This is a genomic window from Janthinobacterium sp. 78, assembly GCF_003096775.1.
GTDB lineage: Bacteria > Pseudomonadota > Gammaproteobacteria > Burkholderiales > Burkholderiaceae_D > Janthinobacterium > Janthinobacterium tructae.
Genome location: NZ_QENT01000001.1, coordinates 3,145,622 through 3,157,352 on the forward strand (window position 1 = coordinate 3,145,622; position 11,731 = coordinate 3,157,352).

Annotated in this window: 8 protein-coding genes; all 8 read right to left on the bottom strand. The window is 66.4% G+C overall.

What is annotated here, in order from left to right; all coding sequences use genetic code 11:
• Positions 1–63 precede the first annotated feature (63 nt).
• Complete coding sequence (locus C8C92_RS13885) at positions 64–3,120, bottom strand: ATP-binding protein (RefSeq protein WP_116744260.1); 3,057 nt, start codon at positions 3,118–3,120, stop codon at positions 64–66.
• A gap of 48 nt (positions 3,121–3,168) precedes the next feature.
• The gene (locus tag C8C92_RS13890) at positions 3,169–4,878 is read right to left on the bottom strand and encodes an ATP-binding protein (protein WP_243420207.1); all 1,710 of its coding nucleotides are present in this window, start codon (positions 4,876–4,878) and stop codon (positions 3,169–3,171) included.
• A 150-nt stretch (positions 4,879–5,028) separates the two neighbouring features.
• Positions 5,029–7,248 (bottom strand): hybrid sensor histidine kinase/response regulator, encoded by a 2,220-nt coding sequence (locus tag C8C92_RS13895; protein ID WP_116744262.1) that lies wholly within the window; start codon positions 7,246–7,248, stop codon positions 5,029–5,031.
• Positions 7,245–7,607 carry an Hpt domain-containing protein gene (locus C8C92_RS13900; RefSeq protein WP_099763982.1) on the bottom strand — a complete coding sequence of 121 codons (363 nt, stop codon included), beginning with the start codon at positions 7,605–7,607 and terminating at the stop codon, positions 7,245–7,247. The genes C8C92_RS13895 and C8C92_RS13900 overlap by 4 nt, the downstream gene beginning before the upstream one ends.
• Positions 7,608–7,634: 27 nt before the next feature.
• Entirely contained in the window at positions 7,635–8,261 is a 627-nt protein-coding gene (locus C8C92_RS13905; RefSeq protein ID WP_071077537.1) for a response regulator, read from the bottom strand.
• Positions 8,262–8,335: 74 nt separating this feature from the next.
• Positions 8,336–9,250 carry an HDOD domain-containing protein gene (locus C8C92_RS13910; protein WP_116744263.1) on the bottom strand — a complete coding sequence of 305 codons (915 nt, stop codon included), beginning with the start codon at positions 9,248–9,250 and terminating at the stop codon, positions 8,336–8,338.
• A complete protein-coding gene (locus C8C92_RS13915) occupies positions 9,247–9,882 on the bottom strand; it encodes a hypothetical protein (RefSeq protein ID WP_116744264.1) in 636 nt (211 codons plus the stop codon). The genes C8C92_RS13910 and C8C92_RS13915 overlap by 4 nt, the downstream gene beginning before the upstream one ends.
• 93 nt (positions 9,883–9,975) lie before the next feature.
• Positions 9,976–11,679 carry a methyl-accepting chemotaxis protein gene (locus C8C92_RS13920; RefSeq protein ID WP_116744265.1) on the bottom strand — a complete coding sequence of 568 codons (1,704 nt, stop codon included), beginning with the start codon at positions 11,677–11,679 and terminating at the stop codon, positions 9,976–9,978.
• Between the last annotated feature and the right edge of the window lie 52 nt (positions 11,680–11,731).

The following is an 11,731-nucleotide window of genomic DNA, read 5'->3' on the forward strand; positions in this document are numbered from 1 at the left end:
ATCAAGGCCCTCAGCAGCAAATCCCTGCAGCAGATCATCGCGTCCTCCGAGTTTTCATCTTGCTCATTTTGTCATTGGCATGGCCGGCTGGCCGGGCGGCGTCTGTGCCGTGAATGCGGCGGCGGCCTCGATGGCGCGCGCCAGCGCCTGTTCCAGGGCGTCGAGCGCGGCCGATGCATCGTCGCCGGCGTGCAGCAGCTGTTCGGCTTGCTGGGCCGCGTGCACGGTGGCGGGCAGGGCCAGGCTGCCGGCCACGCCGGCCAGCTTGTGCGCCAGCGCGGCGGCATCGTCGCGCGCATCGGCTGCCAGCAGCGCGCGCATGGCGCCCACCGTATTGCAATAATTGCTGCCAAAGCGCGACAGATGCTGGCGGTAGGGCGCTTCATCGAGCCACTGCGCCATGCCTTGCTGCAGGTCGATTACGGCTGCTGCGCCGCACGGCGGCACGCGCATCGCCGCTTCGGTCACGACCGGCAGCAGGGCTGGCAGACCTTGCGCATGGCGCCGATGCGCGCGCGCGATCAGGGCGATGGTCTGCGGCACGTCGAACGGTTTGCTGATGAAATGGTTCACGCCCGCTTCCAGCGCCGCCGTGCGCTGTGTCTGGAACGCCCCGGCCGTCAGCGCCACCACGGGCAAGTCCTGAAACTGCGGCAGCTGGCGCAAGGCGCGCGTCGCCTGCAAGCCATCCATGACAGGCATCTGCACATCCATCAGCACGATGTCGACATCGGCGGGGTGGGCCAGCAACCAGTCCAGCGCCTGCCTGCCATCGCAGGCGAACGATGGAACTGCCCCCTGGTCGCACAGGATATGGTTGACCACATCGCGGTTGATTTCGCTGTCATCGACCACCAGCACGCGCACGCCGGCCAGCACGCGTTCTTCCGGCGTACCCGGGTCCTGCGCCACGGCGGCAACGGCCTCGCGCGCGTCGGCGTTGGCATCGGCCAGCAAGGCTTGCATGTCGGGCGAGGACAGGGTGCCGGCGGGCAGCAGTTGCAGCGGCACCGTGAAGCTGAATTCGCTGCCCTGGCCCTGGCGGCTTTGCAGGTGCAGTGAGCCGCCCATCAGACTGACCAGCTGGCGGCAGATGGTCAGGCCCAGGCCCGTGCCGCCGAAGCGGCGCGTGGTGGACGTGTCGGCCTGGGAGAAGGCGGAAAAGATCGTTTCCTGCACCTCGGGCGCGATGCCGATGCCCGTGTCGCGCACGCTGAAACGCAGCACTGCGGCGTTGCCGTCGCGGCTTTCCAGTGCGCTCAACAGCTCGACCGTGCCCTGCGCCGTGAATTTGATGGCATTGCTGGTCAGGTTGACCAGCACCTGTTCCAGCCGCAGCGCGTCGCCCAGCACCTGGTCCACGCCATCGGGCAGCGGCCCGATCCGCACGGCAATCGGCTTGTCATGCGCGGCCACGCCCATGCTGGCGGCGATCTTCTCGATCACCTCGGCCAGGCGGAACGGCGCCTGTTCGATGCTCATGTGGCCCGCCTCGATTTTCGACACGTCGAGCACGTCGTTGATGATGCCCAGCAAGGACTGGCCGGCGGCGCGGATCTTGCACGTCATCTCGTGTCCTTCCTTGTCAAGGTTGCCCCGTTCCAGCAGCCATGCCATGCCGAGGATGGCGTTCAGCGGCGAGCGGATTTCATGGCTCATGTTGGCGAGGAATTCCGCCTTGCTGCGGTTGGCCCCCTCGGCCGCATCGCGCGCCAGCAGCATGGCCTCTTCGGCCTGCTTTTGCGCGGAAATATCCTGCGCAAAGATCAAGGTGGCCGGTCCATCCTTGAGCATCACGCGCGTGGTGGTCTTGAAGACGGGCACGGGAATGCCCTGCTTGCCCAGACCGATGGCTTCGAACACCTGTTCGCTGGGCGAGTCCGCCTCGATCAGCGCTTCGTTGGTGGCCAGTGCCGCCTGCGATTGCGCGGAAATCATGGCGGACCATGGCAGGCCGTTCAGATCGTCTTCGAACGAGTAGCCATGCAGCCTGCGGTAGCGCGGATTCGAGTAGATGAAGCGGCCGTGGCGCAGGATGGCGATGGCCACGGGCGCATCTTCGATCAAGGTGCGAAAGCGCGTTTCGCTGTCCGACACGGCTTGCATGGCCTGGCGCTCCGTTTCCTGCTCCGCCTGCCAGGCGGCCTGCTGCCGGCGCCGCCGCTGGCTCCAGAACAGCAGGCTGGCCCCGGCCAGCGCCAGCGTGCCAAAGCAGACGACGTAAACCAGCGCCTGGCGTCGCAACGGGGCGGCGATGGCCGCTTCTTCGCGGCTCAGCCCGATGATGATGGCACGGTCCATGTGCAGCGCGGGCGGCGCGATGGTCGCCATGGCCATGATGCGGGGTGCGGCGGCGCCGGCAATCTCGACGCCGCTCAAGACGCCAGCCTGATAGCCGCTGTCGCGAAAGCGCCGCAGGAAGCTGCCGGGCACGTTCATATTGCCGCCATTTGCGGCCCTGGCGGGATAGTTCAGGAATTGCCGCCCGTCGCCATGCAGCACCACGGCCCAGACGTCGGGGGCATACATGGCGGTGCGGAACTTGGCCGTGAAATATTCGGGATCGAGGGTGGCCAGCACCACGCCAGCAAAGCGGCCCTGCTGGTCCTGCACCACGCGCGCCGCCGTGATGACCAGGTCGCCCTTGAAGGAATGGAACGGCGCCGAGATGTACAGCATGCGTGCATCGGGGGCGTCGCGTGCCGTCTGGAAGTAGCTGCGGCGCGAAAAATCCTGGTCGGCCAGTTCCGCGATGTTGGTGGCGATCGGCTTGCCTTTCGCATCGATGACCAGCATGGTGCGCACGCCCGGCATGGCGTCGACCAGCGCGGCCAGGCGCTGGGGCAGGGCTTGCGCGGAGCCCGCCGCAGCACCATCGCCAAGATAGTCGCGGATCACGCCGCCGAGCACCAGGTTGGTCGCCGCCAGGTCGACTTCGATATTTTTTGCCAGCAGTGCCGTCAGCACGCTGAGCCGTTCACGCTCGGCCGCGTCGTGCCGCGCGGCTTCGGCCAGGTGCGCATAGGTGAGGGCGGCCGCCACGAGGAGCAAGCCGAGAAGTAAAAACAGCCATTCGATCCATTGTCTGCGTACCGCCGCCGCATCTGTGTGATAGCTCATGGGGCGATGCTATACCCGATATGCACGCAGGACAACTTTTGCGTATGACTATGCATGCGAAAGTGTGGTCAATTTGCCTTCCGCCGCCATCGCGCGGGCCGTGCCGCCCAGCGGCAGCCGCAGGCGGAAGGCGGCGCCGTGGCCCGGCGCGGATGTCACGCCGATGCTGCCGCCCATCAAGGTGACGAGTTGGCGGGCGATGGCCAGGCCCATGCCGGCGCCGCCATGGGCGCGGCTCGGCGAGTCGTCCGCCTGGGAGAATTTGTCGAAGATGTCGGCTTGCTGCGCCTGCGCGATGCCGATGCCCGTATCGCGCACCTCGATCTGCAGATCCGCGTCACTCAGCATGACGTGGACATCGACCCGCCCTGCGGACGTGTAGCGGATGGCATTATCGAGCAGGATGTCGAGCACGCGCACCAGACGCACGCGGTCGCAATCGATGCTGGGCGGTGTTGCGGGCGCGACGTGCGCGGCCAGCAGCAGGCCCTTGTGCGCCGCGCGCTGCCGGTGCGGCGCCAGCGCCAGCGCCAGCAGCTGGTCCAGCGGCGCAGCGGCAGACTCCAGCCGCACCTGGTCGTTTTCAAGCGCGCTCAGTTCCATCGCCGCCTCGACCATGGCCAGCAACTGGCGGCCGCTGTCCTGTATCGTCTGCGCGTAGGCGGCCTGTTCCGGCTCGCGCAGCTGCTCCAGCAGCAGCTCGGAGAAACCGAGGATGCCATTGAGGGGCGTGCGCAATTCATGCGACATGTTCGACAGGAAGCGTGACTTGGCCTCGCTGGCGGCGATGGCCCTGGCGCGGCTGTCGACCAGGCGGCCGATCAGCAGCACCAACGCCGCCCACGACAGCACGATCAGCACGCTCGTGACGGCGGCCATCAGCAAGGCCTGGTTGCGGCGCAAGACGTAGTCGGCCAATACCGTGTCGCGGTCCAGTCCGACCAGCATGTAGAGCGGGTAGTTGGCCAGTTTTTCGAAGGCGTAAATGCGCAGGGTGCCGTCGACGGGACTGCGCTCGGTGAAGCTGCCGCGCGTGTTACTTTGCATCATGGAAAATACCTTGCTGCCGTCGACATCCTGGCCGATGCTGTTGACGGCGCCGACCCGGCGCGCGCGCACCACGCCATCGTTGCCGACGAGCGTGATGGAGCTGTTGTCGCCCAGGTCGACTTCGTCGTACAGGCGGGTAAAGTAATACGGGTCCATCGAGACCACCACCACGCCCTTGAAGCGGCCATCGGCATGGTTGATGCGGCGCGTCATCTGGATCGACCATTTTTTCGACACGCGCCCCAGCACCGGCTTGCTGATGTACAGTTCGCCGCTGTCGCGTTGCATGTGTACCCGGATGTGTTCGCGGTCGGCCAGGTTGGTCGGTTTGAAGGGGTGGCTTGACAGTACCGTGTCGCCCCGTTCGTCGACGATGGTAAACAGGTTGTACAGGGGGCCGGGATTGAGGCCTTGCTGCAGGTCCGCCACGATGTCGAGGCGGTTGCCCAGCGCCTGGTAGCGGCCGCGCAGGTAGGTGACCGCCTGGTCCGCCGCCTCGATCGTGCGGATCGCGTGTTCGTCGAAGACGCGCGCCATGCTGCGCGCCTCGCGCCCGGCATCGGTGATGGCGGCGTCGTGCGCGCGCTGCAATTGCAGCAGGGTGATGCTCCACAGCCCCGCCAGCAGGACCGCCATGAAGAGCGACAGCAGGATGCGCGTATCGCAGCGCTCCCAGGCCATGGCCTTCCAGTATCTGTACTGCCGCATGCTGCCTCCGCAAGGTCTGCCAGGTTGTCCATTCTGCGCGGATGTCCGGCGTCACTGGCACGTTGATTTGTCAATTATAGCGAATACAATTGATTTTATCGAATAAAATGATTTTTATGCGGAAGTGTTGTATTCAGCGCCGGCAGGGAACTAGCGCGTCAGCCAGCGCTCTACCATTGCGCGCAGCTGGGCGGCCGTAAAGGGCTTGGACAGATAGTCGTCCATGCCGGCCGCCATGCAGCGCTGCCGGTCATCCTCGGTCACGCCGGCCGTCAGGGCGATGACGGGCAGGCGCGGCGCACCGCTGGCCGCTTCGCGGGCACGCAGGGCCTGGCAAGCCTGGTAGCCATCCATGACGGGCATCATGCAGTCCATCAGGACCAGGTCGTACTGCTGCCCGGCCAGTGCCTGCAGGCCCAGAGCGCCGTTCTCCGCCGTGTCGATATGGTAGCCGCGGGAGGCCAGCTGCAGGCATACCAGTTGGCGATTCAGCGCCGTATCCTCGACCAGCAGGATGCGCGCGCCCGGCCCGGATGCGGGCGCGTGCAGGGGAACTGGAGCGGGCGCCGGTTCCGCTTCCGGTCGCGGTTCTGGCGTGGCGGCGCCTGGCGCCTGGGCCACCTGGCAGGGAATGCGTACGGTGAAGCGCGAGCCGGCGCCCGGTTCGCTGTTGCAGAAAATCTCGCCGCCCAGCAGCGCCAGCAGCTGCTTGCAGATGCTCAGGCCCAGTCCCGTGCCGCCATACGCGCCGCTGATGCTGTCGTCGGCCTGGCAAAACGGCTCGAAGATGCGGCTCAGCTGCTGCTGGCTCATGCCGATGCCCTGGTCGTTGACGCTGGCGACGAGGCAGGCGCTGGCGCCGTCCGGCGTGGCCGCTTCCAGGTGCAGGCGCACGGTCACGCTGCCGGAGGGCGTAAACTTGATGGCATTGCTGAGCAGGTTGCCGAGGATTTGCGCGATGCGCGTGCGGTCCGAGCACACCCGTTGCGGCACGCTGTTGCCGATCTCGCTGACAAGGTGCAGCTTCTTCCGGTCGGCTTGCGGACGGTGCAGCGCCAGCACGTCATCGAGCAGCAGGCGCGGGTCGAAGTCGCGCAGTTCGATGTTCATCTGGCCTGCCTCCACCTTGGATAGGTCGAGGATGTCGTTCAGGATGCGCATCAGGTGCTGCACGCCATCGCCGATACGCTGCGCATATTGCTGCTGTGACGCCTCGAGTTCGGTTTCCTGCAGCAGTTCAGCCATGCCGGCGATACCGGCCATGGGCGTGCGGATCTCGTGGCTCATGATGGCCAGGAAGCGCGACTTGGCGGCATTCGCCGCTTCCGCGCGCGCTTGCAGCGCCAGCGCCATGGCCGCGTCGCGCTCCTGGCGCCGCAGCAGGGCCATGATCAGCGCGATGGCCCCGGCCAGCACGAGCAGACTGACCACGGCCGCGCCGCCCATGGTGCGCAGCATGCGCCGCCAGCCCGCCAGGTAGACCTCATCGGTGATGGTCACGTTGATGGCCAGCGGATAGTCGCGCACCAGCCGTACGCCGGCCAGGCGGTCGACTCTGCGCCCCTGCTCGGCCGCGCGCGGCGAGTCCACCTGCAGCACGCCATGCGTCTTGCCCTGTTCCAGCAGGCGGTAGGTGCTGCCCGTCAGGTTGCGCTGGCCCATCATGGCGGGCACGGCCGGCCAGCGGGCCAGCAGCGTGTAGTCGCTGCGGTACAGGGAAAAGGCCGTATGTTCGCCGATGCTGGTGTTCTGGAAGAATTTACTGAAAAAGTCGCACGACAGGCCCACCAGCACCACGCCCAGGAAGCGGCCGTCCGGGCTGTTGATGCGCCGGCTGATATAGAAGGTCCAGGCGCCATTGCCCTTGTTTTGCACGGGCGCGCTGACATGCATGCCGCCGTCCGGGTGGCGCCGGTGATACTCGAAGTAATCGCGCTCGCCGAGGCGGATGGGCGGCGCGGGATAGGCGCGGCTGAAGACCAGCACGCTGGCATCGCTGCGGACGATGGACACCACGTCCACTTGCGGCACGCCGCCGATCTTGTGCTGCAGCATCTGGTGCATGGCCGGGGTGCCGACGCTGGTGGCCAGCGCGTGCGCGTCCGCAGGGGCGGTGGCCTGGATGTCGTTGCTGACGCTGTCGAGCACCAGGCGGGCCGCCGTCATGCTTTGCGCCGTGTTTTCCGCCAGCAGCAGCGACAGGTTGGACAGATCCTGCTTCCAGTCATCAACGGCTTCGCGGTACAGCAGTGCGCCGGAAACGACGATGCGCAGCGCCAGCAGGCACACCAGCACCAGGCCCACCACGGCGGCCGTGGTGCGCGGGCGATAGCGGTGCGCCAGGCGCAAGACGGCCTGGCGCAGGTTCATGCCTGCGTGCCCGTGTACTCGCGCATGCTGCGGTGTACTTCCTGCTCCACTGCGCCGACCAGCACTGCCGTTTCCGCCAGCCAGTCCGGTGCGGCCACGCCCTGGTGGCGCACCAGCTGCTCCAGTGCCGCCAGGCGCGCCACCAGGGCACTGGCGCCCAGCAGCGCCACGGTGCCGCGCAAGGTATGACAGCCATGCACGATGGCCTGCGTGGCACCGCTGCGCACGGCCTGTTCGACGCGTGCAAACATGGCTGGCGCCGTATCGAGGTAGGTCTGCGACAGGGCGCGGAACATCTCCAGGTCGTGGCCGGTGGCCTGGAACAGCACGGCTGGATCGATGTGGCGGTAGGCTTGCATGGGGGCTCCGGGGAAAGCGGTGGTGGACTAGGCGGCCAGGCTGTTGCGCCGTGCATGACCGGCGCAGCAGGCGCGCAGATAGCCACGCAGCTCGTCGTAATTGACGGGCTTGGCAAAGAACACCACGCCGGGCGGCACGCCACCGCGTTCTTCCAGTTCCTCCGGCGTCAGGCTCGACAGCATGGCGATATGCATGTCCGCCAGCAGCGGGTCGGCCAGGATGGTGCGGATCACTTCGTAGCCGTCGATGCCTTCCATGATGATGTCGGCCAGCAGGATGTCGGGCTGGTCGCGGGCGATTTCCATCAGCGCCTGGTAGCCGTTCTCGCAAAAGCGCAAGCTTGCCTGCAAGCCCCATGAGCCGATCTGCTTTTCATATAGCGCGCGTTCGATCGGATTGTCTTCGATCACCAGGATGGACGGCGGGCGGCCCGATGCTGCGGGGCGGCTGGCGCGTGCCGCACGTTGATCCTGGCCTGGCTGGCCGGGATTGCCCTTGTAGGCTTCGACGGCCGCAAGGGGAATGCGCCGGTGGCCGCCCTTGGTCTTCCAGGCTTCGATAACGCCTGCCTCGACCAGTTGCTGCACCGATGTGACCGAGATGCCGAGGATTTCGGCAGCCTTTTGGGTAGTGCATACGTCTGCAGTGTGCATGATGGGCTTTAAGATCGAGGATGAAGTTAAATGGAATGATACGCAATCACGCTCAAAAAATCAATTTCAACAAATTAGATGAATTCACTAAAAACCTGCCGCGCGGTGGGCCCGATCCTGCTGCGCGTGCGGCCAAGGACAATGTGGGCGTGCGGCTCCAGGATGGCGCGCCATTCGCTCCACTCCGCGTGACTGTGGCGTAACAGCGTTTCCATGTGGTTCCCATCCAGACCCAGTACCCGCGCGGCGGCCGTGGCCGGCCCGCGCGGCCCTACGCCATTGCGCAGTATCAGGTCGGCGAAACTGCTGGCCAGTTGCAGCAGCCAGGCCAGCTCTGTCATGCGTCCGGCCTGCCCGAAGCCGGGCGGCGCGGCATGGCAGCGCACGGCGTCGCACAGGATGTCCGGCATGCCCCAGCCCCGCATGAGGCTGGCTGACAGCGCCAGTTGATGGTGGCCGAAGCGCCGCGACTCCTCGCACAGCAGCAGCGCCCTGGCAGCGCTGCCGTGCTGGCTCAGCAGTTCTCCATACGCTTGCGGATGCAGCACGGCCAAGGCGAGTTGGCCGATGTTGGCCAGCAAGCCGCAAGTGTACAGCTCTTTGGCCGGTGCCAGTTGCAGCGCTTCGCCCACCACGCGCGCGGCACAGGCCATGGCCTGCGAGTGCGACCAGAATCGCTGCTCGTCGAAGTGCGCACACGTGGCCGTCGGCCGGTCCGGGATGGCGAACGCCTGGCGCAGGGCGGGCAGGCCGATGGCGGCCAGCATCGCGGCGTCGACTGCCGCATGCTGGCGCGCACCCGGTGGCACGGCCCCATTCGCCAGGCCGATGACCTTGCCGGTCAGGGCCGGATCGCAGCCCAGTTGTTCGGCCAGCTCATCGAACGGCACCTGTTGCTGGAACAAGGTCGCCAGCCAGTGGCGCCGCCAGGCGGGCGAGGGCAGGATGGCGCCGCCGAGCAGGCTCGCCAGATCGAGCGGCGCATTCATGGCCGGCTCCCGATACCGCTGCAGTCATGCACCTGCGCGGCGCCCGTTTGCAGAGCCGTGACCGCTTGCGACAGCACGTCGAGCGCCATCAGCAGCTCCGCATGCAGACGGCGCAGCGCGCCGATATCATTGGAAAAGCCCGCATGCACGGCCTGGCGCGCCAGTGCGTGCAAGGGAAGCAAGCCCATGGCGTAGCTGCTGTCGACAATTTCCTGGGCCAGCACGCGTGCCGGGGCCGGGCGTTCGCAGCGCAGCGCATGGGCGATGCCGGCCAGGCGGTCGCGCGTCTCGGCCACGAAGAGCGCCAGAATCTCGCCTTGCAAGCGCCGGTCGTAGCCGAACATGGCGTCCAGGCGGGCCAGCTCGAACGGCGGCGTGTCCAGCGCCTCGGGCGGCGGTGGCGTGTTTGCCGTGTCTGCTGTTTTGGCCGTCTGGGTGGCCTTGCGCATCTGCAGCTGCTGATGCAGATCGGCAGCTGTCGTGCTGGCGGCCATCCTGCTCTGGCGCCAGTGGAGGCGGCGCCAGAGCAGGGCGGCCAGCAGCAGCAACATGCCCGCCAGCGCCAGCACCGGCCGCATCAGCGAGACATCGTCGCAGCGAAGGTAAGGATGGACCGAGAGGAAGGAGTTCATGGCAATGCCTGCATGCAGTGAGAGTGGTTGACAACGGATGTCATGGCGATGCTCCGGGATGATCGATGCAGGTGAGCCTGCATGACGACGGGTTCAGAATTCTTCCCAGTCGCCGCCGGCACCGGCGCTGGCCGTGCTGCGGGCAGGAGCGGGGTCGCGCTGGGTGACCAGCTTGAGCGGCGCCGCCTTGCGCGCTGCCGGTGGCTTGGCGGCTGGGACTGGGGCTGGGCGCACCGGCGTGCTGTGTTGCGCCGCGTTGGCCTGGCCCTGCGCCAGCTTGAAGGCGCCGACCACGCTGGCCAGGTGGCCCGCCTGCTCCTGCAGCGATTGCGATGCCGCCGCCGCTTCTTCGACCAGCGCCGCATTTTGCTGCGTGACTTCATCCATTTGCGTGATGGCGCGGTTGATTTCGTCGATGCCCGTGCTTTGCTCGGCGCTGGCGGCCGAGATCTCGCTGACGATGTCGGTGACGCTGCGTACCGTATCGACCACTTCCGTCATGGCCGCGCCCGCTTGCTGGACCAGCTTGCCACCTTGTTCCACCTGCTCCACGGAGTCGCTGATGAGTGTTTTGATTTCCTTGGCGGCCGCCGCCGAACGGTGCGCCAGGTTGCGCACTTCGGTCGCCACGACGGCAAAGCCGCGTCCTTGTTCGCCCGCCCGCGCCGCTTCCACGGCCGCATTCAGGGCCAGGATGTTGGTCTGGAAGGCGATGCCGTCGATGACGCTGATGATGTCGGCGATCTTGTTGGACGCGCTGTCGATCGCTTCCATGGTGCGTATCACGTCGCCCATCACCTCGCCGCCGCGTACCGCCTTGTCCGAGGCGCTGACGGCCATTTGCTTGGCCTGGCGGGCATTGTCCGAATTCTGCCGCACGGTGGCTGTCAGTTCTTCCATGGCCGAGGCGGTTTCTTCCAGCGAACCGGCCTGCTGTTCCGTGCGTGCCGACAGGTCCAGGTTGCCTGCCGCGATCTCGCTTGAGGCCGTGCCGATGGTCTCCGTGCCGGAGCGCACTTCGGCGACGATGCGCACCAGGCTCTCGCTCATCTCGGCCATGGCTGTCATCAGTTGTCCCACTTCATCCTTGGAGGTGGCGCTGATTTGCACGCTGAGGTCGCCGCCTGCGATGGTGTGAGCCACCTCGATGGCGTTCTTCAGCGAAGCGGCGATGCGCCGCGCCAGCAGCAGGCCCATGCCGGCCACCAGCAGCGTCACGGCCAGGGCCAGGCCGCTGGAAATCCAGCGCGCGCTGGCAGCGGTGGCGATGCCCTCCGCCGCGCCCATGTTGGCCAGCTTTTCGTTGTAGCCGTGGTGGGCGGCAAAGGCGTCGACCAGTTCCTTGATGATGGGCTGGTTCTGCATCAGCAAGTCGCGCGCCGCGTCGAGCTCGCCCGCCTTCGACAGGGCCAGTACCTTGTCGCGCACGCCATCGTAGCGCAGCAGGACGGCGCGATCCGTGGCCAGCAGCGCTTTGTCTTGCTCATCGGAAAGGTTTTCCTTTTCGTACTTGTCGAGCGCCTGGCCGACTGCTGCGCGCGCCTCCTTGATGCCCGCTTCGAGCTTGTCGCGCGCAGCGGGGTCTTTCGCGGCCAGATGCTGCCAGACGGCCGTGCGCATCTGCGTGAAGGGCACGAAAGCGTGGTTCAGTGTCAGCAGGCTGGGAACGGTGTTGACGGTGGCATAGCTGGCCGCCGTGTACACGCGGTCCATTTCATAGATGCTGAAGCCCGCCAGGGCGACCAGTCCCAGGACGACGGAGAGTATCAATGCATACAGGCGTTTGGCGATGGTCATGATGGGTGCCGCTCCACGAGAAGGTTGAAAATCGGGAAATTTGGTTGTCAGA

Bases quoted from the DNA above. Each gene is read 5' to 3' on its own strand.
- C8C92_RS13885 (WP_116744260.1), bottom strand. From the start codon at position 3,120: ATGAGCTATCACACAGATGCGGCGGCGGTACGCAGACAATGGATCGAA.
- C8C92_RS13890 (WP_243420207.1), bottom strand. From the start codon at position 4,878: ATGCGGCAGTACAGATACTGGAAGGCCATGGCCTGGGAGCGCTGCGAT.
- C8C92_RS13895 (WP_116744262.1), bottom strand. From the start codon at position 7,248: ATGAACCTGCGCCAGGCCGTCTTGCGCCTGGCGCACCGCTATCGCCCG.
- C8C92_RS13900 (WP_099763982.1), bottom strand. From the start codon at position 7,607: ATGCAAGCCTACCGCCACATCGATCCAGCCGTGCTGTTCCAGGCCACC.
- C8C92_RS13905 (WP_071077537.1), bottom strand. From the start codon at position 8,261: ATGCACACTGCAGACGTATGCACTACCCAAAAGGCTGCCGAAATCCTC.
- C8C92_RS13910 (WP_116744263.1), bottom strand. From the start codon at position 9,250: ATGAATGCGCCGCTCGATCTGGCGAGCCTGCTCGGCGGCGCCATCCTG.
- C8C92_RS13915 (WP_116744264.1), bottom strand. From the start codon at position 9,882: ATGAACTCCTTCCTCTCGGTCCATCCTTACCTTCGCTGCGACGATGTC.
- C8C92_RS13920 (WP_116744265.1), bottom strand. From the start codon at position 11,679: ATGACCATCGCCAAACGCCTGTATGCATTGATACTCTCCGTCGTCCTG.